Raw genomic sequence first — 22999 nt, 5'->3', positions numbered from 1 at the left:
ACCTTGCCATTTGGGCCCCGGCCTTCGCCGGGGTGGTATGACCTCTGGCTGTGGCCAGTTTCCTGCTAGGTCATTGACGGTTTACTGGCCGAAAGCAGGAGTCTTCGCGCGACCTACCGCTTCGCGTGCGGCGGCGAGGATCGCGCCGGCCTTGGCTTCGCATTCGCGTTGTTCGTATTCGGGGACGCTGTCCGCGACGATCCCCGCGCCCGCCTGGACGTGGATCGTGCCGTCCTTCACCACCGCGGTTCGCAGCACGATGCACGAGTCCATCGAGCCGTCGGGGGAGAAATAGCCGACGCCGCCTGCGTACGCGCCGCGACGTTCGGGTTCGAGCTCCGCGATGATCTGGCAGGCGCGGACCTTCGGTGCGCCGCTCACCGTGCCGGCGGGGAAGCCGGCGAAGAGCGCGTCGAGCGCGTCCTTGTCGGGCGACAGCGTACCGACGACGTTCGATACGATGTGCATGACGTGGCTGTAGAACTCGACGCCGTAGCTCGCGGTTACCTTCACCGAACCCGGCGATGCCGCGCGGCCGACGTCGTTGCGGCCGAGATCGAGCAGCATCAGGTGTTCCGCACGCTCCTTCGGGTCGGCGAGCAGGCCGATCCGGTTCGCCTCGTCCTCCGCGGGGGTCTTGCCGCGCGGGCGTGTGCCGGCGATCGGGCGGATCGTGACTTCGTCGTCGCGGACGCGGACGAGGATCTCGGGGCTCGATCCGATCAGCGCGAAACCCGGCAGGTCGAGGTGGTACAGGAACGGCGACGGGTTGATTCGGCGTAGCGAGCGGTAGAGCTCGAACGGCGGCAGCGCGAACGGCGTGCTGAAGCGCTGGGCGAGCACGACCTGGAAGATGTCGCCGGCGAGGATATAGTCCTTTGCCGCCGCGACCATCTCGCCGTAGCGGCCCTCGGGGAGGGCGGGCGTGTAGGTCGGTTCGGCGACGTCGGCGCGGACCGGCGCGGGGACGGGCGTGCTGGCGAGCTTGGCGGCGACCGCATCGAGGCGCTCTTCGGCTTCGGCCACAATCGAGTCGGGATCGCGTGCCGGATCGGCCCAGGCGGGCGCGACGAGGTAGAGCGCATCGGTCAGGCGGTCGAACACCAGGATGACGGTCGGCCGCACGAAGATCATGTCGGGCAGGCCGAGCGGATCGACCGGCGGTTGCGGCAAGTTCTCGACCAACCCGATCGTCTCATAGCCGAAATAGCCGACCAGGCAGGCGAGCGCGCGGGGCAGTTCGGGGGGAACCTCCGCACGGCATTCCGCGACCAGCGCGCGCAACGCGTCGAGGGTCGGGACCGGGCACGGCACGAACGTCTCGCGATCGGTGGCCCAGTGGCGGTTGATCTCGGCATTGTGGCCGTGCGCGCGGAACAGCAGGTCGGGGGCAAGTCCGATCAGGCTGTGGCGACCGCGGATCGCGCCGCCCTCGACCGATTCGAGCAGGAAGTCGCCACGCCCCGGCTCGATGAGCTTCAGCGCGGCGGCGACCGGCGTTTCGGTGTCGGCGACCTGACGACGCCAGACGAGCGCCGGGCGCCCTTCGGCCAGTGCTTCGCGCGCGCTCATGCGATCAGTTCCCGCCGCCGCCCTGGCCGAGCAGGTCGGCGCGGACGCGTGCGAGCGAGGCCGCGTTGGTCTTGACGCCGACGTCGGCGCGCACCGCCTTGGCGAACTGCTCGACATATTCGCGACCGACCGAGCGGCCGATATTGGCGCGCGCCGCCTTGATCGCGGCGGCATTGCCGGCCGCATTGCCGCTGGCGATGCTGTCGAGCTTGATGACGAACCAGCCGCTGTCGTCGGGGGCGGCCAGCGTCTTGGCGGTGTTCGGCGCCATGCTGAACATCAGCGCGAGTGCAGGAGGGGCACCGCGCGGATCCGCGGCGATCTGCGCGCGCGAGGCGGTCAGCGGACGCGCGGCGGGGATCGGCAGCTTGGTCTGCGCGAGCGACTGCTGGATCGGCATCCCCTTGTTGATCCGCGCGAGCACGTCGGCAGCGACCTTGCGCGCCGCCTGCCGCGCGCGATCGGCGGTGACGTCGTGGAGCACCGCGGCGCGAACCTGCGCGAGTGGACGCGGCGTGGCCGGAACGACGCGGCCGAGCGCGACCACTGCAAAGCCGCCGTCGGTACCGAGCTGGACGAGCTGCGGGGCATCGCCCTCGGCGGCCTGGAACGCGGCGGCGACCAGCGGCGCGATCGCGGCGTTCGGCTGGCTGGCGGGATCGTCGGGGTTGGCACCGCTCGCGATCAGCGCAGGCGTGGTGACCGGCTTGAGCTTCTGGTCGGCGATGACCTCGTCGAACGTGGCGTTCTTCGACAGCGAATCGTCGATCTTGTCGTGGATGTCGGAGAGCGCCGCGGCGGCCTTCTGGATGCCCAGCGCGGCGGCGATCTCGCCACGGACCTGGTCGAGCGAGCGCGCCGCGACCTTGTCGACCTTGTCGACCTTGGCGACGGTCCAGCCGAGCTGGGTACGGACCGGGCCGATCACCGCGCCGTCGGTGGCGGCGAACACCGTGTCGGCGACCTGCGGCGAAGTGGTGCCGGCATAGGCGGCCTTTTCGACGCCGGTCTGCGTCGAGGCTTCGAGCCCGGCGGCGCGGGCGGCGTCGGCGAGGCTGGCGCCGCCCTTTACCTTGGCGGCGAGTGCGGTGGCGCCGGCCTGATCGGCGACGACGACCTGCGTGATCGTGCGCTTCTCGGTCGCGGCGTAGCGTGCGCGATCCTGCTGATAGGTCTTGGCGATCTCGGCATCGGTCGGGATGGCCTGCGCCTTGACCTGCTCGGGCGTGATGACCGCGTAGCGGACAATGCGGCGCTCGGGCACCGTGTAGCGGGCGATGTTGCGCTTGTAGAATGTGGTGAGGTCGGCATCGGTCGGCGCAGGTCCGGCAGGGACCACCGCAGCGGGGATGAAGCCGATCGTGCCGGTGCGCTTTTCGAGCAGCAGCGACGCGTACGGCAGTGCGAGCTGGCTCGACACCTGCGTTGCGCCGTTGGTGGGCAGCGTGAGCTGCTGCGCGAACGTGTCGCGGACCATATCGCCGCGGATCTGCGCGTCGGTCAGCTTGCGCTGGGCGAGAATCTGACGGTACAGATTCTCGTCGAACTTGCCGGTCGGGCCCTGCAATGCGGGGATGCTGGCGATCTGGCCATCAACCGAGCGCTTGCTGACGACCATGCCCTGTGCACGGCCGAACTGCTCGAGCGCCATGCTGGAGACGATCCGGTCGAGCGTGCCGTCGAGCCCGCCCTGGTTGACGAAGGTCGCCATGTCGAGCGTCGGCTGTTCCTGGCGGAAGCCCTCGAGCTGCGTCTGCGCCTGCGTCTTGAGCTCGTTCGCGGTCACCTCGGCCTTGCCGACCTTGGCGACGTCGCCGCCGGTTATCCCAGCGCCGCCGGTCATCGAACTGAGCCCCGTGACATCGCCCGCCGCGAACGCGAGCGCGATGACGCCGAGCACCAGGAACGTGATGATCACGCCGGCCTTCGATTGGGTAAGACGGCGGAAGAAAGCGAGCATGGACAGCCGATCGACAGGGATGGGAACATGGGTGCTTTACGGGGGCGAAGGCGGCTCTTCAAGTCGGGGCAAGTCGAGGTGATGCTGGCCGGGATGGGCGCGCTTAGGGTTGTGCGTGGACTGGCGGCAGCGCTATCGCTGGGCAAAATGCTCGGGAGAACATGATGCGGCGCAAGCTGGTAGCGGGAAACTGGAAGATGAACGGGTCGCGGGCGATGCTCGTCGAACTCGAGGCGATCGCGGCGGCGGCGAGCGCCGCGCCGGGAATCGACGTATCGGTCGCGGTGCCGTTCACGCTGATCGCCGGCGCATCGGAGCGCGTGCCGGGGTTGGCGATCGGGGCGGAGGACGTCCACGAGGCGGACTCTGGCGCGCATACTGGCTGTGTCTCGGCGGCGATGGTCAAGGAGGTCGGCGCGTCGTTCACGCTCGTCGGCCATTCGGAGCGGCGCGCGGACCAGCACGAGACGAGCCACGACGCCTGGGCGAAGGCGGCGGCGGCGCGACGGCAGGGGCTGCACGTCATCCTGTGCTGCGGCGAAACCGAAGCCGAGCGCGACGCCGACCGTGCCGAGCGCGTGGTGCAGGCGCAGATCGAGAAATCGGTGCCGGACAATGCGGATGGGAGCTGGTTCACCCTGGCGTACGAGCCGCGCTGGGCGATCGGTACGGGCCGCACGCCGACGCTGGACGAGATCGCGGCGATCCACGCGATCGCGCGTGCGAAACTGCGGATGCTGATCGGCGATGCGGCGGCGGGGGTGCGGATCCTGTACGGCGGATCGGTGACGGGGGCGAATGCGGCGTCGATCCTCGATACGCCGAACGTCGATGGCGCGCTGGTCGGGGGGGCAAGCCTGACCGCGGAGAAGTTCGTGCCGATTATCGAGGCGGCGGCTTCGTTGTAGAAGACGGAGCTGTAAGCGGCGGGCGGTAGACGGTGGGCGCCGCGCGCTCCCAGCGAAAGTCGTTAAGTCCCTATAAACCCTATAGTCTTATGATTAATACGTGATCCGTTGATCGGCTTGATGCTGTTTTTGGTGGCGAGGGTTTTTATGGCCAGATTGTTTCCCGGGTGCGTTGGCGCCTCGATTGCGGTCTGTGCGATCGTGTCTGCGATCCCCGCCCGGGCCGAAACGCCGCGCGAACTGCTGACGCAGGCCGGGTTCGTGGACCGCGATCGCAGCGTCGCGCTGGCGCGGATCGATAGGGCGGCGGCGGCGGCGGGGCAGGCGCTGAGCCGCTCGCCGAACGATGCCGAGGCGGCGATCATGCAGGCGATGGCAAACGGCTATCGCGCGAAATTGCTCGGCAACCGGACTCAGGCGATCGCCGCGCGGAAACAATATGAGGTGCTGGTGACGCGCTATCCGCATAATGCCGAGGCGCAGGCGGCGCTGGGCGCGTGGCACGTCGGCGTGATCGCCAAGCTCGGGCGGTTCGTCGGGCGGGCTGTCGCGGGGGCGCAGAAGGCGACCGGGTTCGAGGCTTTGGATAAGTCGGTGGCGTTGGGGGGTAACCGCGCGATGTTCGCGGGGTTGGCCGGGTTGTTGCGGCTGGAGTTGGACCCGAACGATGGTCGGGGACGCGCGCTGGTCGAGACGGCGAGCAAGGCGCCTACGCCGACCGCGATCGACGGGTATGTGCGCAAGGCGGCGATGGCGGTGCTGGTGCCGCTGCGGGCTGGCGATGCGAATGCGACGAAGGCGCTGGCGGACAAGCTGCTGCCGTTCGGGCAGTTTGCGACGGGGTGAGGTCGCCCTCCCGTCATGCCGGGCTCGTTCCGGCATCCACGGTGCCGCAAATCCGCGTATCGAGATTTTGCGGGACGGTGGACCCCGGAACAAGTCCGGGGTGACGGATCAGGGGCGGCTGTACCGCTTCGCCAACATCGCGAAGGCGGCACGGAGCGCATAGGCCTCGCCACCCTTCGGACGCCCCGGCTTTGCGGACGGCCGCCAGGCGAACACGTCGAGATGTGCCCATGCCGTATCCTTGGGCACGAACCGGCGGAGGAAGAGCGCGGCGGTGATCGCGCCCGCGAACCCACCATCGGGGGCGTTGACCATGTCGGCGATGTCCGACTTCAGCATTTCGTCGTAACCGTTCCAGAGCGGCAGGCGCCACATCTGGTCGTTCTGTTCCAGTCCGGCCGCGAGCAGGTCCGCCGCGAGCGATTCTTCGTCGGTGAACATCGGCGGCAGGTCGGGGCCGAGCGCGACGCGCGCCGCGCCGGTGAGGGTCGCGAAGTCGAGGATCAGTTCGGGATTGCTCTCGCCCGCCTTGGTCAGCGCGTCGCCAAGGACAAGGCGACCTTCCGCATCGGTGTTGGTGTTCTCGATGGTCAGGCCCTTGCGCGTCGCGAGCACGTCGCCGGGGCGGAAGGCGTTGCCGGCAATGGAGTTTTCCACCGCGGGGATCAGAAGGTGGAGGCGGACCGGGAGCTTGGCGGCCATGACGAGGCTCGCCAGCGCCAGCGCGTGCGCGGCGCCGCCCATGTCCTTCTTCATCAGCCGCATGCCGGCGGACGGCTTGATGTCGAGCCCGCCGGTATCGAAGGTGACGCCCTTGCCGACCAGCGCGAGGCGGGGGTGCGACGGGTCGCCCCATTCGAGTTCGATTAGCCGCGGCGCACGGTCCTTGCTCGCGGCTTGGCCGACCGCGTGGATCATCGGGTAGCCGGTCGCGAGCGCATCGCCGCGCGTGGTGGTGACGGTCGCGCCGTGGCGTTTGGCGAGCGTTTCGGCAGCGGCCTCGAGGTCGGCGGGGCCCATGTCGGACGCGCCGGTGTTGACGAGTTCGCGGACGAGCGCGGTGGCTTCGGCGAGGCGCACCGTCTGGTCGATGTGGGCGGCGTCTTCGGTGAGCAGCACGCGGGCGCCGATCGCATCTGGCTCTACGTACCGCGTGAACTGGTGCTGGGCGAGCATCCAGCCAAGCCCGGCTGCGCCGACTGGCCCCTCCGCTAGGCGATACGTACCCTCGGGTAGCGACGCGCCGAGCGAGGCGATCCGCCAGGGGGACGTCACCGCTTCGTTGCAGACCAGCAGCATCGACCAGTCGTCCGCGGTCTCGCCGGGCAGCACCGCGCGGTCGCCGGCTTTGCCGGTCAGGCGGTGCGCGGCGATCGTCGTGCGGATGCGCTGCGACTGGCTCGCGAGCCAGCTTTCATACGCGTCGGGGTGGACGACGTGGATCGTGCGTGCAGGCTGGCCGCGGTCAGGTTGGAGCATCGAGGCGAAGTCGGTCATTGTGTGGGCGCCACCAAAAGTTGTTCGTATCGGCCGTTCGCGCCCGGCTCGGCATAGGTGCTGAGCGAGAGCGTGCGGTCGGGATAGGTGATGCGATAGGTGCGGTTGACGAAGCCGCCGCGCAAGCGGGTCTTGCCGGTTTGTGCGAACGCGGTGGGTTCGCCGAGCGCGCCGAGGCTGGTCTTGTAGTCGGCGAGCGCGACTGGTTTGAAATAGTAATTGGCGTCCTCGGTCAGGCCTTTGCGGTCAAGCGTGCCGGTGCGGAGCTGGTCGTAGACCGTGCGCGCTCGGGCGAGTGCGGCGGTGTCTTCGGCATTGGCAGGTGCGGGCGGCAGGACGATCTTGGCGACGCCGGCGGCGATGCGGCTTGTTGCGTCGCTGAACCAGCTGTTGGTTAGGACGACGATGGCCGCCTTGTCGTCGGGGTAGACGGTGTTCTCGGACAGGAAGCCGACCGCTTCGCCGCTGTGCTCGACATAGCGGCGGCCATTCGCGCTGCCGGTGAAGACGCCGAGGCCGTAGCCGTTGCTCGATCCGTCGGCGAGTTTCACCGGGGTTTCCTGCGCGGCCCAGTCGTCGGCGGGGAGTGTGGTGCGGTTCAGCCGCGCGACGTCCCATTTGGCGAGGTCTTCGGCGCTCATCGAGAGTTCGCCGGCGGCGTAGAGCCAGCCGTCCGCGCTGGGGGTCTCGGGGCGGACCGGGCCAAGCGCGAAGCGGCCATAGCCTTGCGGGAAGGCCTTGCCGATCGCCTTGTCCTGGTCGAACGCGCGGATATCGAGCGGCTTGAAGATGCGCTGCTGGAGGAAGCTCAGCAGCGGCTGGTGCGCGACCTTCTCCACGATGAGCCCGGCGACGACGTAGCCGGTGTTGGAATATTGCCACTGCGTGCCGGGTGCGAAATCTAGCGGCTTCTTGGCCCAGCGGTCGACGATCTGCTGCGGGGTTACGGGGTTGGCCATCGCGGCGAAACTGTAGTCCTGCGGCCAGTAATCCTGGAGGCCGGAGGTGTGGCTGAGCAACTGGCGGATCGTGATGCGGTCGCCGTCGGTGATGCCGAGGATGTACTTGGCGACGGTGTCGTCAAGGCTGAGCTTGCCCTCGTCCTCGAGCAGCAGGATCGCGGCGGCGGTGAACTGCTTGGAGATCGAGGCGATCTGGTAGGGGAGTTTCGGGTCTGGCTTGGCGATCGCCTCGGACGGTTTTCCATAGGCCTTGGCGAACACGATCCGGCCGCCGCGGACTACCGCGATCGAGGCTGAGGGCACGCCGGTATCGCCGAGCGCGCCGGTGACCAGCGTGTCGATCTGCGCGGTTTCGGCGGGGGTGAGCGACTGCGCGATGGCGGGTGCCGGGAGAAGCGCGGCGACGGCGAGGAGGCGGAGGATCATGCGCGCAACGAAGCAGAACCGGCGTGCGCGCGCAACGCCGTGATTTTTATTCCGTGGTGGGTGAAGGGGTTAGGCTAGGGCAGAAATGTTGACGGAACACGCCGTGTTACACGCACGTTTCATCGTCCGACCGGGAGCCATTTTACGTCTTAGGGGACACAACCATGCTGTATACCATCGCCATCATCCTGCTGATCCTCTGGCTGGCTGGGTTCGCCTTCCATGTCGCAGGCGGACTGATCCACATCCTGCTGGTGATCGCGGTCATCGTCGTTCTGATCAAGCTGTTCACCGGTCGCAACGTCGTCTGACTTTTCCGTCATGCCGGGCTTGTTCCGGCATCCACCGTTCCGCGTAACGGATGCTATCGAGTTTGCGGAACGGTGGACCCCGGAACAAGTCCGGGGTGACGGAGGGATTTAAGCGGGGACGCCGTAAAGGTCGTGATCGTCGGCGTCTTCGATCGTGACCGGGACGATGTCGCCTACCGTCAGGTGGCCGGCGTCCCGGAGGAATACTTCGCCGTCGATTTCGGGCGCATCCGCCTTCGAGCGGCCGGTTGCGCCTTCCTCGTCGACCGCATCGATGATCACGTCGAGCGTGCGGCCGATCTTGGCCTGCAACTTGGCTGCGGAGATTGCCGCGGTCTTTTCCATGATGCGGGCGTAGCGCTCTTCCTTGAGCTCTTCCGGTACATGGTCGGGCAGCAGGTTCGCCGCGGCCCCTTCGACCGGCTCGAAGCGGAACGCGCCGACGCGGTCGAGCTGCGCTTCGTCGAGCCAGTCGAGCAGATACTGGAAATCCTCCTCGGTCTCGCCGGGGAAGCCGACGACGAACGTCGAGCGGATCGTGATGTCGGGCGCGATGGTGCGCCAGTTGTGGATGCGCTGGAGCACTTTCGCATCGTTGCCGGGGCGCTTCATTCGGCGCAGCACTGACGGTGCGGCGTGCTGGAACGGGATGTCGAGATACGGCAGCACGAGGCCCTCCGCCATCAACGGGATGACGTGGTCGACGTGCGGATACGGGTAGACGTAGTGGAGGCGGACCCACGGCGCGATCTTGCCGAGTTCGCGCGAGAGGTCCGTCATGTGCGCGCGGACGTCTCGGGCCTCGTTGCGTGCCATCGGGCCGCCGGTCTTCACCGGCCAGCTGGCGTGGCGCAGGTCGACGCCGTACGCCGAGGTGTCCTGGCTGATGACCAGCAATTCCTTGGTGCCGGCTTCGACGAGCTTCTCGGCCTCGCGCAGGATCGCGTCGGGGCGGCGGCTGACGAGGTCGCCGCGCAGGGACGGAATGATGCAGAACGAGCAGCGGTGGTTGCAGCCCTCCGAGATCTTCAGATAGCTGTAGTGACGCGGGGTCAGCTTCAGGCCGGCGTCGGGGATCAGGTTGAGGAACGCGGACGGTGGCATCGGGGCAGCCTCGTGAACCGCGCCGACGACCTGCTCGTATTCGTGCGCGCCGGTGATCGCGAGCACCTGCGGGAAGCGCGCGCGGATCGCATCGGCTTCCTTGCCCATGCAGCCGGTGACGATGACGCGGCCGTTCTCGGCGATGGCTTCGCCGATCGCTTCAAGGCTTTCCTCCTTGGCGGAGTCGAGGAAGCCGCAGGTGTTGACGAGAACGATGTCGGCGCCGGCGTAATCGGGCGACATCTGATAGCCGTCGCCGCGAAGCTGCGTGAGAATCCGTTCGCTGTCGACGAGGTTTTTCGGACAGCCGAGCGAGACCATGCCGATCTTCGGCGGGGAGGGGAGTGTTGTTGCCATGAAGCCCGCGCACATAGGCGCAAAGTTCGGTTTTTTCTAGGCGGCGGAAAATGCATCCGCCATGGGTGGGGAGATTGCGCGGGAAGGAACCGATATGCTGGCGATTGGACTGATGTCGGGGACGTCGCTCGACGGGATCGACGCGGCGTTGATCGAGACCGACGGCGAGGCGTTCGTGCGGCCGATCGCGTTTCGCGGCGAGCCGTATTCGGATGCGGCGCGCGCGCAGTTGGCCGAAGCTACGCGGATGGCGCTGACCTTCGACAAGCCGCGCGCCAGTCCGCCGGTGGTCGCCGCGGGTGAGCTGATCACGCGGGCGCATGTGTTTGCTGTGCATAAGCTGCTGGCGGATGCGGGGGTTGCGGCGGCGGACGTGGATGTGATCGGCTTTCACGGGCAGACGATCGCGCATCGGCCGGATCGGCGCTGGACGTGGCAGATCGGCGACGGGGCGGCGGTCGCGCGCGCTACCGGGATTACGACGGTGTCGGATTTTCGGTCGGCGGATGTGGCCGCGGGCGGGCAGGGCGCGCCGTTGCTGCCGGTGTATCATGCGGCGTTGGCGGCGGGTCTCGAGGGGCCGGTCGCGGTGCTGAATCTTGGCGGGGTGGGGAACATCACCTTCATTCCCGGCGGGCGCGACATGCATGATTCGCGCGAGATGTCGCCGGAGCGGGCGCAGATGATGGACCGCGACGGGCTGGTGGCGTTCGATACCGGGCCGGCGAATGGGCTGATCGATAGCTGGGTCGAGGCGGAGACTGGTGGGCGGTATGATGCCGGGGGGGCGTTGGCGGCCTCCGGGCGGGTGGACGAGACGGTGTTGACCGCGATGCTCGATCACCCGTTTTTCGATGCGCCTCCGCCTAAGTCGCTCGATCGGAATGATTTTACGATCCAGCCGGCTCGGGGGTTGTCCGCTGTTGATGGGGCAGCGACTTTGACGGCGTTTACGGCCGCTACCGTGGCTGAGGCTTTGCGGCATTTGCCGGCTCGGCCGGTGCGGTTGCTGGTCGCGGGGGGTGGTCGGCATAATCCGACGATGCTGGCGATGATTGCGGAGCGGACCGGGTTGGTGGTCGAGCCTACCGATGTGCTCGGGTGGAACGGCGATGCGCTGGAGGCCGAGGGGTTTGCGTATATGGCGGTGCGGACGCTGAAGGGGCTGGCGATCAGCTTTCCTGGGACGACGGGGGTTCCGATGGCGATGGCTGGTGGGGTTGTGGATCGAGCCTAGTTTGCTGACCAGCGTGTAAAAGCTTGTTCTCCCGCGAAGGCGGGAGCCCAGACTGGGCTCCCGCCTTCGCGGGAGAACAAGGAAGTGCAAGACCGTCCGGTGTTGGATCTCCACCCCGGCGAAGGCCGGGGCCCAATTGGAAAGGTTGCGGTAACAAAGCGCGCCCTCAGTTAGCGACGTCCCCCAATTGGGCCCCGGCCTTCGCCGGGGTGGTGCTCAGTGGGGTGAGCGGGTGGGCTTGTATCAGTGTGGCTTTTTCGCCTTGGCCGGCTTCTTCGGCTCGGGCTTCTTTGGTGGCGCCTTCTTCTCCGCCGCATCCTTCGCGCGCAACGCAGGCGCCGCGATCGCCGCCGCGATCCCCGCGATTACCGTCGCGCCGACCGCGATCGCGGTCTTCGGGTGCGACTTCACCGCATCCGTGGCCGTCGCGAGGCCGGCCTTGGCCGCGTCGGTCGCGTCCTCGACCCAATCGCTGGTCGCTGCGGTCTTCTTCGCGTCGGGCTTCGGCTTGTGGTCGTCGTCGTGATGGACCTTGGCATGCGGCATGGCGGAGTTGGGGATCGACGACATAGGGCTTGTCCTTCGGTAAGGGATGATGCCCGATAAACCGATCGCGTCCGTGACGGTTCCGTTACGGTCAGCCGCTTACCGCGCCAAAGTCACCGTTTGCGCGTCAACTCGCGCATCGCGTCGTCGAGCCCGGCTAGGCTCAGCGGGTACATGCGGTCGGTCATCAGCTCGCGGATGATCCGCACCGACTGTGAATAGCCCCATTGCGCCTCGGGCACCGGGTTGAGCCACGCCGCCGCCGGATAGGTGTTGGTCAGCCGCTGCATCCACACCGCGCCCGGCTCCTCGTTGAAATGCTCGACCGAGCCGCCGGGGTGCGTGATCTCGTACGGGCTCATCGACGCGTCGCCGACGAAGATCAGCTTGTAGTCGTGGCCGTATTTGTGGAGCAGATCCCACATCGGCGTCCGCTCGGCAAAGCGCCGCGTATTGTCCTTCCACACACCCTCGTACGGGCAATTGTGAAAGTAGAAGAATTCGAGGTTCTTGAACTCGGTGGTCGCCGCCGAGAACAGCTCCTCGCAGAGTTTGACGAACGGATCCATCGAGCCGCCGACGTCGAGGAACAGCAGCAGTTTCACCGCATTGCGGCGTTCGGCGCGCATGACGATGTCGAGATAGCCCTGGCGCGCGGTGCCGGCGATCGTGCCATCGATGTCGAGTTCGTCGGCGGCGCCGTCGCGCGCGAAGCGGCGCAGGCGGCGGAGCGCCACCTTGATATTGCGGGTGCCGAGTTCCTTGGTGTTGTCGAGGTTGCGGAACTCGCGCTGGTCCCAGACTTTCAGCGCGCGCTTGTGCGTGCTTTCGCCGCCGATGCGGACGCCTTCGGGGTTGTAGCCGCCGTTACCATACGGGCTCGTGCCGCCGGTGCCGACCCATTTGTTGCCGCCCTGGTGGCGTTCCTTCTGCTCCTCGAGGCGTTTCTTGAGCGTCTCCATGATCTCGTCCCACGAGCCGAGCGACTTGATCGCCGCCATCTCCTCGGGGGTCAGGAACTTCTCGGCAACCGCCTTCAGCCAGTCCTCGGGGACTTCGCCGGCGGGCGTGCCATAGCTCGTGGCAAGGCCGCGAAAGACCTTGGCGAAGACCTGGTCGAACTTGTCGAGCAGCCCCTCGTCCTTCACGTACACCGCGCGGGAGAGGTAGTAGAAATCCTCGGGCGTCCGCTCGATCACCTCGGCGTCGAGCGCCTCCAGCAGGATGAGGTGCTCCTTGAGGCTGGCGGGGATGCCGGCGCTGCGGAGTTCGTCGAGGAAGTTCAGGAACATGGGGTCACGTCCTCACTTGGTAGCCGCGATCGGCAGTTCGATCGCGCTGGGTTGCGCGGCCGAGTGGAAGACGCTGATCGTGGCCTTGCGGTAGTCGGCGGGCTTCGCGTCGAAGATGTTGGGGACGTAGGTCTGCGGGTTGCGGTCGTAGAGCGGGAACCAGCTCGACTGGACCTGGACCATGATGCGGTGGCCGGGGAGGAAGACGTGGTTGGCGTTGGGCAGCACGACGCGGAAATGCGTGGGCTGGCCAGCGACGATCGGCGTCGGTTTGCCAAAGCCGTCGCGGTAGCGGCCGCGGAGAATGTCCATCGAGACGGCGAGCTGGTAGCCGCCCATCTCGGGCTTGTCGGAATATTCGGCGGGGTAGACGTCGATCAGCTTCACGACGAAATCGCCGTCGGTGCCGGTGGTGCTGGCGATCAGGTCGGCGACGGGGGCGCCGGCGATCGCGACCGGGCTGGTCAGCGGCGGCGTCTGGTAGGTGAGGACGTCGGTGCGGTCGGAGAACGGGCGCTGGTCGTCGACGAGCCATTGACGCCAGGTCGAGCCGGTCGCGTAGGTCGGGCGGATGGGGCGGAGGCGGTAGGGGATCGGCTTGACGGGGTCGGAGATGTAGTCGTCGTGGCCGTCCTGTGCGGGCGCGGTCGGCGCGAGGCCGCTGGCGGGCTGGAAGTAGAGTTTCTGCGTGGCGGTCGAGTTCGGCCAGTCTGCGAGCGTCTGCCACTGGTTCGTGCCGGTCTGGAACGCGGTGACGGGGGCGAGCGCGGGCGGTGTCGCGCCGGTCTTCAGCGCGCCGTTCAGGAACGGGAGCAGGACGTTCTTCCTGAACCAGAGCGCAGTGTCGGCGTCGAAGCGGATCGCGCCCAAGGTCGAGCCATCGCCGTTCGCGCCGCCGTGCGCCCAGGGGCCGAGCGCGAGGTGATTGACGTGGTTGGGGTCGACTTTCGATACCGCCTCATACGCCGCGACGGCGCCGTAGATGTCCTCCTGGTCCCATTGGCTGGCGACCCAGAGCGTCTGCACCGTCTGTGGCTGCTTCGGCAGGATCGTCTCGAGCGCCTGGCCTTGCCAGAACGCGTCGTAGGTCGGGTGATCGTGGAGGCGGTTGACGAAGGGCAACTGTTCGAGCCCTCGGCTCTTCACGAACGCGCTGGCGGATCCGGCGCGGAGGAACGTGTCGTAATCGTCGTACGCGTCGCGCCAGAGGTCGCCGGCTTCGCCCTTTGCCGCGTCCTGCGTGTAGTAATAGTCGTAGCCGATCTGCCGGAACGCGCCGCCGTGGAAGTCGTCGTCGCCCTTCCAGGTGTTGATCACCGGGTTCATCGGGACGGCGGCCTTCAGCGCGGGATGCGGGTTCACCAGCGCCATCGCGGCCATCATGCCGTCGTAGCTGCCGCCGATGATGCCGACCCGGCCGTTGCTGTTCTTGAGGTTCTTCACCAGCCAGTCGATCGTGTCGTAGGCGTCGGTGGAGTGATCGACTTTCGTCTTGTTGAGCGGGCCGATCAGCGGGCGTTCGTTGATGTACGCGCCGTTCGACCCGTTCTTGCCGCGGACGTCCTCGAACACGCGGATGTAGCCGGCGTCGAAGAACATCGCGTCGGACGCGCGCAGGTTCATCGCGCCGCTGGAACTGGAGGATCGGCTGGCGGCGCTCTCGGCGTTGTAGGGCGTGCGCTGGAGAAGAATGGGGGCGTCGGTGAGGCCCTTGCGCTGGAGGATGACGGCGTGGAGCGTGACGCCATCGCGCATCTTGATGTCGACTTCGCGGCGGTCGAAATCGAAGCTGGCGTTGGCGGGGACGAACTTGGTCGGGATGTCGCCACCGGGCTGCGGCGCCTTTTCCTTCTGCGCGGATATCGCGGAGGGTGCCGACGTGGCGAGCAGGGCCAGCGTGATCGTCGTAAGAGCCTTGAACCGCATCGTTATCCTCACCGTCTTGTCGAAGACGCAGGTGGCACGGTTTTGCGGGCGGCGGCAATCCGTTCCCGCCGTCATCCTGACGAAAGTCAGGATCCAGGGTCACGGGCGGCCCAATCCATGGCTCTGGATCCTGACTTTCGTCAGGATGACGGTGGTGGTCAGGATGGCGGAGTGGGAGTGAGTGTGCGGGTTTACCGCGCTATGGGCTTGCCGCTGACGGGTACGTAGGCGTCGATCAGCGCACCGACATAATCGGGGTTGCGGCTCGTCAGTTCGGCGGCGGCGTGCGTGTGGCCGTAGATGAAGCCATAGACCGGGTAGACCCCGCCGCCGAGGCCATCGACGTCCTTGTACCACACCTTCACGTCGCTCCAGTCGTTGCGCGGCGACACGTCGAACAGCGTGACGTCCTGCTCGGCATGCCCGCGCTCGCCGTTCTGGCGCGACCAGTTGGCGTGGGTGAGCATGACGACGCGCTTCTCGACGACGCGGCTGACGACCGCGACATGGCCCATCGGCAGGCGCGCTGTCTTGGCGAAGACGATCACCGCGCCTTCCTTGGGCTTGTGTGTGCGTTCGTATTTGCCGTCCGCCTGCTCCCACCACGTCCAGGCGTTGCCGTAGATCTGGATCCCCGACGCGGCGCGCGCGAAGGGCACGCACTCGCCGACATAATTCAGCAACGACGTGGCATGGCCGCCGGTCGCCGACGCGGCGGCGATGACGAGGCTGAGGAGCGTTCGGGGGAGTCGCTTCATGCCCCTGGTCTACAAAGCACCGAGTGACTGGTCGGTTGCCGGCTTTGGTTAACGCATGGTCCTGCCGCGCTTTTCGGTCGGGTCGGCGTGCGGCCGCCTCGAAACGCTCACCCCTGGTTCTTCTGCCGCTTCGCCATGAACGCCAAACGCTCGAACAGCATGACGTCCTGTTCGTTCTTGAGCAGCGCACCGTGGAGCGGCGGAATCGCCTTGGTCGGGTCGCGGTTCTGGAGGATGTCGAGCGGCATGTCCTCGTGCAGCAGCAGTTTCAGCCAGTCGAGCAGTTCGCTGGTCGACGGCTTCTTCTTGAGGCCCGGCACGTCGCGAACGTCGTAGAACAGGTCCATCGCCTTGCTCACGAGGATCTTCTGGATACCGGGGAAGTGGACGTCGACGATCGCCTGCATTGTCTGGCGGTCGGGGAACTTGATATAGTGGAAGAAACAGCGGCGGAGGAACGCGTCGGGCAGTTCCTTCTCGTTGTTGCTGGTGATGATGACGATCGGGCGCTCGACCGCGCGCACGGTTTCCTTGGTCTCGTAGACGTGGAATTCCATCCGATCGAGTTCCTGCAACAGGTCGTTGGGGAACTCGATATCCGCCTTGTCGATCTCGTCGATCAGCAGGACGGGCGGCGCGGGCTGGGTGAACGCCTCCCAAAGCTTGCCCTTGCGGATATAGTTGCCGATGTCGTGGACGCGCGCGTCGCCGAGCTGGCCATCGCGCAGGCGGGCGACCGCGTCGTATTCGTACAGGCCTTGCTGCGCCTTGGTGGTCGACTTGATGTTCCACTCGATCAGCGGCGCGCCGAGCGCTTTCGCGATCTCGTAGGCGAGGACGGTCTTGCCGGTGCCGGGTTCGCCCTTGATCAGCAACGGGCGGCGCAGCGTCACGGCGGCGTTGACCGCGACTTTCAGATCGTCGGTCGCGACGTAGCTCTGGGTGCCCTCGAAGCGCTTCATGCGATGTCCCGTCCGGTTCTGAATACCGGGTATGGATAGAGGGGAAGCGTTGGTCGACGCAAGCGCGTTACAGATCGCCGCGAGCACTCGCGCGGGCTTCGAGCAGCGACCACAGACCGCGGTGCTGCGCGAACAATTGCTGCGCGCCGAACAGGATCGCACGATCGCAACCGGGCGCTGCACCGAGCTCGGCGATCGTCGCCGCCGTCACGGACTCGGCGGGGAAGCCGGTCGCGGGCACGGCGACCGAGAACCGTTCCGCCGCAGCGTCGAGGACACGGCGGATCGCGGTCCAGTCGTAGACCAGCGCGGCGGCGGCGCCGGTGGCGCACCCGCGACGTTCGGACCGGGCCAGCATTTCGAGCGCGTGCCGTTCGTTGACCAGCGCGGTTTCGGTCAGGGCCTGGCCCGGCGTCGACGGCAACGGGCCGACCGCTGCGGTGAGTTGCGCGAGATAGGCGCGTTCCTCGGCGAACCCGACCGCGGCGGCGGCGAGCCATTCGGTCGCCGGCGGCTGCGCTGCCTGCGTCAGGACATCGGCGATCATGCCCGGATGGTCGCCGTGGATCGCGCACAATGCGTGGATCGCGTCGGAGAGCGTGCGCTGCACCGGCGTCCCGAGCACGAGGCGGCGCATGTGCGGGTGCGCGGCGCTGCCGTCGGCCTCGCCCAGGCGGACGAGCGCGTCCCACGCATTCGACGTCCCGATCTGTAGTGCCGCGTGGGAAACCATCGTGCTCCGGTCGAACAAGTCGTGCGCTGCGTATGCGCCACGCCGTTCCCTTGCGCCGCATCGCCTGTACGAAGCGCGTAAGAACATGGTGTACGTGAAATTAATTATAGCATCTTGGTCGCGATGACGGTCTCAAATCCCGCGTTTTTCGGACAATCGCCGACCGTACGCGATCCGGTCTTTACGCCGTGACGCGCCGTCGCGATAACGCGCCCGGCGCCGGGGTAGGATCGGCGACCTGATCCCACGGAGTCTACAGGATGCGCACATGGTTGCTCGGGCTTGCACTTGCTTCGGTCGGAACCGCCGCGATGGCCGCTGATCAGGTCACGCCCCCGGCCGCGCCTGCTGCGACGGCGCCTGCGCCCGCACCGGCACGGCCGGTGGAGGCCGCCAAGCCCGGCGACCTGACGATGGCGCGCGTGTTCGGCAATCCGGACCTGTCGGGATCGCAGCCGAAAGCGGTCCGGCTATCGCCCGACGGCACGCTGCTGACGAGCTTGCGCAACCGCGACGACGAGAAGGAGCGCTTCGACCTATGGGCGGTCGATACCGCGACCGGGGCGGCGCGGATGCTGGTCGATTCGAAGAAGGTCGGCAGCGGCGCCGAACTGACCGAAGCCGAGAAGATGCAGCGCGAGCGCGCGCGGATCGGCGGCCAGAAGGGTATCGTCGCGTATGACTGGGCGCCCGACGGCAAGTCGATCCTCGTGCCGCTCGACGGCGACCTGTATCTCGCCGGGCTCGACGGCAAGGTCACGCGGCTGACCGACACGCCGGGTGGCGAACTGAACCCGGTGGTCAGCCCCAAGGGCGGCTTCGTGTCGTTCGTCCGCGACCAGAACGTCGTCGTCCAACCACTGAGTGGTGGCGCCGCGCGCGCCGTCACCACCGGTGGCGGCGGCACCGTCCATTTCGGTGAGGCGGAGTTCGTCGCGCAGGAGGAAATGCACCGCGACACCGGCTATTGGTGGTCGCCCGACGAGCAGCATATCGCGGTCGAGCGGTTCGACGAGGCGCCGGTCCATGTCGCCACCCGCGCATCGATCGGCGCGACCGGGACCAAGGTCTACGAGCAGCGCTATCCGGCAGCGGGCACGCCCAACGTGCTGATCGATCTCTACATCATGAAGCCCGACGGCTCGGGCCAGGTGAAGGTCGATCTCGGTACCAACCGCGACATCTATCTGGCGCGCGTAGACTGGACGCCCGATGGCCGGATGCTGCTGGTGCAGCGCCAGAGCCGCGACCAGAAGCTGATGGAGATGCTCCGCGTCGATCCGGCGACGGGCAAGTCGACGATCCTGTTCACCGAGAAATCAGGGGTGAAGAGCTGGCTCAACCTGTCCGACGCGTACCGCGTGCTGAAGGACGGCAGCCTGATCTGGCGCTCGGAGCGGAGCGGCTACGGCCACCTCTACCGGTTCGCATCGGGCAAGTGGACGCAGCTGACCAAGGGCGATTGGGTCGTCACCGATCTGGTCGGCGTCGATGAAGCCAAGGGACGCCTGTTCTTCCTAGGCAATAAGGACGACGTGCTCGAACAGCAGCTGTATTCGGTCGATGTCGCCAAGCCCAATGCGATCACCCGGCTGACCGAAGCGGGCTGGTGGAACAGCGCGACGATGGACGCGGCCGCCAGCCGCCTGATCATCTCGCGCTCGAACCCGAAACAACCGACGCAGGTGTATTTGGCCGATGCGACCGGCAAGCGGATCTCGTGGATCAACGAGAATGCGGTGGTCGAGGGGCACCCTTACTATCCGTATCTGGCGAGCCATCAGGAGACCAAGTTCGGGACGCTGAAGGCCAAGAACGGCATGACGCTCTACTGGGAGATGATCACGCCGCCGCTCGAGCCCGGCAAGAAATACCCGGTGTTCTTCGAACATTACGGTGGGCCCGGGACCGGCCAGGTCGTCACGCGCGGCTGGCAGGGCGCGTTGCCGCAATATCTGGTCGATCGCGGCTACATCTATTTCAAGATCGACAACCGCGGCTCGTACAATCGCGGCCGCGCGTTCGAGAACCAGATCTATCACGCGATGGGAACGGTCGAGGTCGAGGATCAGCTGACCGGCGCGAATTACCTGAAGTCGCTGCCGTTCGTCGAGCCGAGCAAGATCGCGACCTATGGCTGGTCGTATGGCGGCTACATGTCGCTGAAGATGCTGGAGAAGACGCCAGGCGTGTATGCCGCCGCGGTGTCGGGCGCGCCGGTGACCGACTGGCAGCTGTACGACACGCATTATACCGAGCGGTATCTCGGCGATCCGGCGACCGACCCGGCGAGCTATGCGACCTCGGCGGCGGTCGAGGAGGCCAACAAGATCGTCGATCCGTTGCTGCTGATCCACGGCATGGCGGACGACAATGTGTTCCTCGACAATTCGACCAAGGTCGCGGCGAGGATGCAGGCGACCGATACGCCGTTCGAGATGATGTTCTACCCGGGCTATACGCACCGCGTGGCGGGGCCGGGGATCAGCGAGCATGTCTGGGGGACGATCCTCAACTTCCTCGACCGGACGGTGAAGGACAAGCCGGTGCCCGAGGCCACGCCGGCGTCGGCACCGGTGAAGTAACTTATCGTGCGGTTCGTCGAGACGTTTCACCTGTGGCCGTTTCTCGACACGCTGGTGAGCTATATCGCCGCGTTCGTGTTCGGGACGCTGATCGGGGCGGAGCGGCAATATCGCCAGCGCACCGCGGGGCTCAGGACCAACACGCTGGTCGCGCTGGGGTCGGCGGCGTTCGTCGATCTCGGCCAGCGGCTGGGCGGCGACGTCGAGTCGATCCGGATCATCGCCTATGTCGTGTCGGGGATCGGCTTCCTCGGCGCGGGCGTGATCATGAAGGAGGGGATGAACGTCCGCGGGCTGAACACCGCGGCGACCCTGTGGTGCTCGGCGGCGGTGGGGTCGTGCGCGGGGAGCGACATGATCGCGGAGGCGGGGTTGCTCACCTTCGTGGTGCTGCTGGCGAACACCGCGCTGCGGCCGCTGGTCGACGGGATCAACCGGATCCCGACCGAGGGGCGGACGATCGAGGCCACGTACAGCGTGATGGTGACGGTTGCGGCCGGGGATGCGGGACCGATCGGCGATCTGGTGGTCGAGCATCTGGAGGCGGCGCAACTGCAGGTGGCGGAGCTGGCCGTGACCGAGCGCGGCGAAGACCGGGTCGAGATCGCCGCGACGCTGGTGGCGACGAACGTGCCGTCGGAGGAACTGGATGCGATCACGGATCACCTGGCGAAGGTGCACGGCATCGAGCATGCGACGTGGCAGGCCAGGACGCACGATTGACGGGTGCAGGACGCTAGACGATACCTGAGTTGACGTTGCCAACGTCTGAAATTCGGTCTTTTAAAGCCAGTCCCCGGCTTCCAGATTGCAGACGGTCGTTCAGGGATGCACTGTGCCTACATGGAGCACGCAACCCTCGTAGGATTTTATCCGGAACCCTGTCGGCAGAGGTGCTTGCAGGTGAAATCGCTACCGAGGTAGGGGCCTACAATGCCGCCTGCCAAGTAGGTGGAACTGGCTACATCATCATTACGGATGGGCCGTCTTTTGAGGTGACGAGAGAGGGAGCGGGACGCCTGCTGGATGCTATCGCTGAGGAACGACTGTCCTTTGAACTCGCGAACTATGTCGCAGATTGCCTTATCATGAGCGGCGACTTCGTTTTCTCCGACGATGCCGTGCGAGACGCGGTTCATTTTGTTGGGGACGACAGCAGGCGGCCGACGCGCGACGAGACGATCAAGGCACTTGCGGTGCTGGCAGCGTGAACGACGATAATCTCCTCTGGCTGGCCCGGTGGTATCTTTCCCAATGCGATAACGACTGGGAGCATTCCTACGGCGTGAAGATCGACAYGATCGACAATCCCGGGTGGTCGCTCAAGATCGATTTGACTGACACGCAGATGGAAGGGCGTGCCTTTGAACGTGCGGCGCTTGGTAAGCCTAGCGGAGACTTGGGAGAGTGGCAGCGGACTGGAAGCTGGTGGGTAGCGCGTGTGGAGGGTGACTCCTTTGACGTTTCTTGCGGACCGCTGGACTTGTCCGCCGCCGTCGGGGTGTTCAGGCGCTGGGTAGAGGCAGCAGCATAGCGCAATGGCAGCTTACGCTCGCCCCCGCCCCTAAAGCAGCCAGTGTTTCAGTATGTAAAGCCGGGCGGCTGGTACGTCATCGAGTACACCACCCGCACCCTCTGCCAGGCCACCGCTGCCGCCGCCTCCGACCGCACCGTCACCATCGGCGAGATGCCGGTCTTGACGTTTCTTGCGGACCGCTGGACTTGTCCGCCGCCGTCGGGGTGTTCAGGCGCTGGGTAGAGGCAGCAGCATAGCGCAATGGCAGCTTACGCTCGCCCTCGACCCGAAAGCCGCCAGTCCGCTTTCCTTTTTAACCCGGTCGTTCCCGCTACGCCGTCGCTGGCGGGGAGGCGCATTTGGCGACCACATTAGTTGGGCGATCAACAGCCTATGCCTTCGCAACGATTAATGTATGATGTTGGCCAGATCCTGTCCCCGCAACCAACTTAATTTGCAACGCCTCCTCGGTCACCCCCGCGGGGGCTTTTGTGGGCTCTCGCGACGCGCATAGCGTTAACGTCGACACCAGTTCTCCGAGCTGCCAGATGGTGAGATCAGCATTCCCAAGCGGTAGCACCACCGCCTCAATGAGCGCGCGTAGCCGCTCGAACGCTTGCACCTTGAGAGCGTCGTAATTGAACGCCACGGTGAACTGTCCGACGTTCGCGCGATCAACGTAACGCGGCTCATGGCTCGTCTCCAAGCACGATTACCGCGTTAGACGACGTGGCAACCTGTGTTGTCCTTGCGTTTTTTATTTTTGCGGGCTCGGTGAAGATCAGGCGCCGGATTATCTCGTTTGGTGAGGAAGTAAAGCCGCCAAGCAAGGCAGGGGTTCGACATTGGTGCAGCCAGCGAGCGAACGGCATATCGGCACCGTTGCTGTCCCGCCTCAAGCGCGGACAGGGTGCGAAATCGCGAGTCCTCTGGCTTGATGAACTGGTCGACGGATCTCACTGGCCAGTTTTGGTCATTTTAAACCCTTGGCTTGACCGCTTTTGCGAAGGAGCTTGATACGCACGCCTCGCATCGCAACGGCGCTATCCCGAGATGCTTCTCAGCGGCATTGCGGGCCATTCACGGTCCCCCTACCGCTGTGACGACGAGAGGCAGGTATCGCTGCGGGGCGGCGATCCGTAACATTTGCAGTACTCGAGCGGATCTCGAATGCGCTGCAGGTAGTTTTCGAGATCGACGATAACGATACTGCCGTGCGTTGCGCGAACGCCGCGCGCTATTTTGCGGAGTGTTTCGTCCGATGTCGCGCGCGTGATAGACGCGATGTCGCCAAGCGCAAACCGAACGCCAGTCTACGTCCCTGTTTCTTCGCCCTCGGCATCGAACCAGTGCTCGTCGAACTCGAGCATTTCAACGGCCGTCGCGAACCTTATGGCCGAACGGAGCCCCCGAGACGCGGTGGCAAGCGCATCCTGGCTATCGCTGAGCCTGCGCGATCTCCGCTCAAGAGAGGGCGCAGATCGCGCACCAGTGCTTAGGC

The 22999-nt window shown here is 66.2% G+C and carries 20 protein-coding genes; 9 read left to right on the top strand and 11 right to left on the bottom strand.

Annotated elements, in window-relative coordinates:
• Positions 1 to 81 precede the first annotated feature (81 nt).
• Both trpE and ASF09_RS07685 read right to left on the bottom strand, forming a co-directional pair.
• Positions 82 to 1572, bottom strand: a complete 1491-nt coding sequence (trpE, locus tag ASF09_RS07690; protein WP_060525616.1) for an anthranilate synthase component I — start codon at positions 1570 to 1572, stop codon at positions 82 to 84.
• Between the two features lie 4 nt (positions 1573 to 1576).
• Entirely contained in the window at positions 1577 to 3532 is a 1956-nt protein-coding gene (locus ASF09_RS07685) for a peptidylprolyl isomerase (RefSeq protein ID WP_060525615.1), read from the bottom strand.
• Positions 3533 to 3693: 161 nt separating this feature from the next.
• On the opposite strand from ASF09_RS07685, the gene tpiA reads away from it, so the two are divergent.
• Positions 3694 to 4440, top strand: coding sequence for a triose-phosphate isomerase (tpiA, locus tag ASF09_RS07680; protein ID WP_060525614.1), 747 nt, complete (start codon positions 3694 to 3696; stop codon positions 4438 to 4440).
• A 201-nt stretch (positions 4441 to 4641) separates the two neighbouring features.
• Positions 4642 to 5286: a hypothetical protein gene (locus ASF09_RS07675; protein WP_235529719.1), complete on the top strand. Its 645-nt coding sequence runs from the start codon at positions 4642 to 4644 to the stop codon at positions 5284 to 5286.
• Between the two features lie 108 nt (positions 5287 to 5394).
• Here ASF09_RS07675 and ASF09_RS07670 read toward each other — a convergent pair whose 3' ends face one another.
• Both ASF09_RS07670 and ASF09_RS07665 read right to left on the bottom strand, forming a co-directional pair.
• A complete protein-coding gene (locus ASF09_RS07670; protein WP_060525612.1) occupies positions 5395 to 6783 on the bottom strand; it encodes a leucyl aminopeptidase family protein in 1389 nt (462 codons plus the stop codon).
• Complete coding sequence (locus ASF09_RS07665) at positions 6780 to 8171, bottom strand: serine hydrolase domain-containing protein (RefSeq protein WP_060525611.1); 1392 nt, start codon at positions 8169 to 8171, stop codon at positions 6780 to 6782. The genes ASF09_RS07670 and ASF09_RS07665 overlap by 4 nt, the downstream gene beginning before the upstream one ends.
• 164 nt (positions 8172 to 8335) lie before the next feature.
• Between ASF09_RS07665 and ASF09_RS20245 the strand changes: the two genes are divergently transcribed.
• Positions 8336 to 8482: a lmo0937 family membrane protein gene (locus ASF09_RS20245; RefSeq protein ID WP_139226855.1), complete on the top strand. Its 147-nt coding sequence runs from the start codon at positions 8336 to 8338 to the stop codon at positions 8480 to 8482.
• Between the two features lie 108 nt (positions 8483 to 8590).
• Here the strand turns inward: ASF09_RS20245 and rimO are convergent, their stop codons facing one another.
• The gene (rimO, locus tag ASF09_RS07660) at positions 8591 to 9943 is read right to left on the bottom strand and encodes a 30S ribosomal protein S12 methylthiotransferase RimO (protein WP_060525752.1); all 1353 of its coding nucleotides are present in this window, start codon (positions 9941 to 9943) and stop codon (positions 8591 to 8593) included.
• A 94-nt stretch (positions 9944 to 10037) separates the two neighbouring features.
• Between rimO and ASF09_RS07655 the strand changes: the two genes are divergently transcribed.
• A complete protein-coding gene (locus ASF09_RS07655) occupies positions 10038 to 11180 on the top strand; it encodes an anhydro-N-acetylmuramic acid kinase (protein ID WP_060525610.1) in 1143 nt (380 codons plus the stop codon).
• A gap of 243 nt (positions 11181 to 11423) precedes the next feature.
• Here ASF09_RS07655 and ASF09_RS07650 read toward each other — a convergent pair whose 3' ends face one another.
• The 6 genes from ASF09_RS07650 to ASF09_RS07625 all read right to left on the bottom strand — a co-directional run bounded on the left by ASF09_RS07650 (position 11424) and on the right by ASF09_RS07625 (position 17397).
• On the bottom strand, positions 11424 to 11750 hold the full coding sequence (locus ASF09_RS07650; RefSeq protein WP_056048621.1) for a hypothetical protein: 327 nt from the start codon (positions 11748 to 11750) through the stop codon (positions 11424 to 11426).
• 89 nt (positions 11751 to 11839) lie between these two features.
• Entirely contained in the window at positions 11840 to 13018 is a 1179-nt protein-coding gene (locus ASF09_RS07645; protein ID WP_060525609.1) for a vWA domain-containing protein, read from the bottom strand.
• 12 nt (positions 13019 to 13030) lie between these two features.
• The gene (locus tag ASF09_RS07640) at positions 13031 to 14944 is read right to left on the bottom strand and encodes a CocE/NonD family hydrolase (RefSeq protein ID WP_060525608.1); all 1914 of its coding nucleotides are present in this window, start codon (positions 14942 to 14944) and stop codon (positions 13031 to 13033) included.
• A gap of 191 nt (positions 14945 to 15135) precedes the next feature.
• The gene (locus tag ASF09_RS07635; protein ID WP_060525607.1) at positions 15136 to 15702 is read right to left on the bottom strand and encodes a CHAP domain-containing protein; all 567 of its coding nucleotides are present in this window, start codon (positions 15700 to 15702) and stop codon (positions 15136 to 15138) included.
• Positions 15703 to 15809: 107 nt separating this feature from the next.
• On the bottom strand, positions 15810 to 16664 hold the full coding sequence (locus ASF09_RS07630) for an AAA family ATPase (protein ID WP_060525606.1): 855 nt from the start codon (positions 16662 to 16664) through the stop codon (positions 15810 to 15812).
• A gap of 67 nt (positions 16665 to 16731) precedes the next feature.
• Positions 16732 to 17397 carry a DUF6975 family protein gene (locus ASF09_RS07625; RefSeq protein ID WP_060525751.1) on the bottom strand — a complete coding sequence of 222 codons (666 nt, stop codon included), beginning with the start codon at positions 17395 to 17397 and terminating at the stop codon, positions 16732 to 16734.
• A 260-nt stretch (positions 17398 to 17657) separates the two neighbouring features.
• On the opposite strand from ASF09_RS07625, the gene ASF09_RS07620 reads away from it, so the two are divergent.
• From ASF09_RS07620 to ASF09_RS20240, 5 genes are all read left to right on the top strand, one after another.
• On the top strand, positions 17658 to 19982 hold the full coding sequence (locus ASF09_RS07620) for a S9 family peptidase (RefSeq protein ID WP_060525605.1): 2325 nt from the start codon (positions 17658 to 17660) through the stop codon (positions 19980 to 19982).
• A 6-nt stretch (positions 19983 to 19988) separates the two neighbouring features.
• Positions 19989 to 20705: an MgtC/SapB family protein gene (locus ASF09_RS07615; RefSeq protein WP_060525604.1), complete on the top strand. Its 717-nt coding sequence runs from the start codon at positions 19989 to 19991 to the stop codon at positions 20703 to 20705.
• Between the two features lie 365 nt (positions 20706 to 21070).
• Positions 21071 to 21193: a hypothetical protein gene (locus ASF09_RS21065; RefSeq protein WP_268795615.1), complete on the top strand. Its 123-nt coding sequence runs from the start codon at positions 21071 to 21073 to the stop codon at positions 21191 to 21193.
• The gene (locus tag ASF09_RS07605; protein ID WP_060525603.1) at positions 21190 to 21516 is read left to right on the top strand and encodes an immunity 53 family protein; all 327 of its coding nucleotides are present in this window, start codon (positions 21190 to 21192) and stop codon (positions 21514 to 21516) included. Before ASF09_RS21065 ends, ASF09_RS07605 begins: the two co-directional genes overlap by 4 nt.
• A gap of 42 nt (positions 21517 to 21558) precedes the next feature.
• Positions 21559 to 21741: a hypothetical protein gene (locus ASF09_RS20240; protein WP_156359255.1), complete on the top strand. Its 183-nt coding sequence runs from the start codon at positions 21559 to 21561 to the stop codon at positions 21739 to 21741.
• The last annotated feature ends 1258 nt before the right edge of the window (positions 21742 to 22999 follow it).

Origin of the sequence: Sphingomonas sp. Leaf242 (genome assembly GCF_001422045.1) — a bacterium.
GTDB lineage: Bacteria > Pseudomonadota > Alphaproteobacteria > Sphingomonadales > Sphingomonadaceae > Sphingomonas.
The sequence above is the reverse complement of the archived record's forward strand: the minus strand, read 5'-3'. Positions and strand labels throughout refer to the sequence as shown.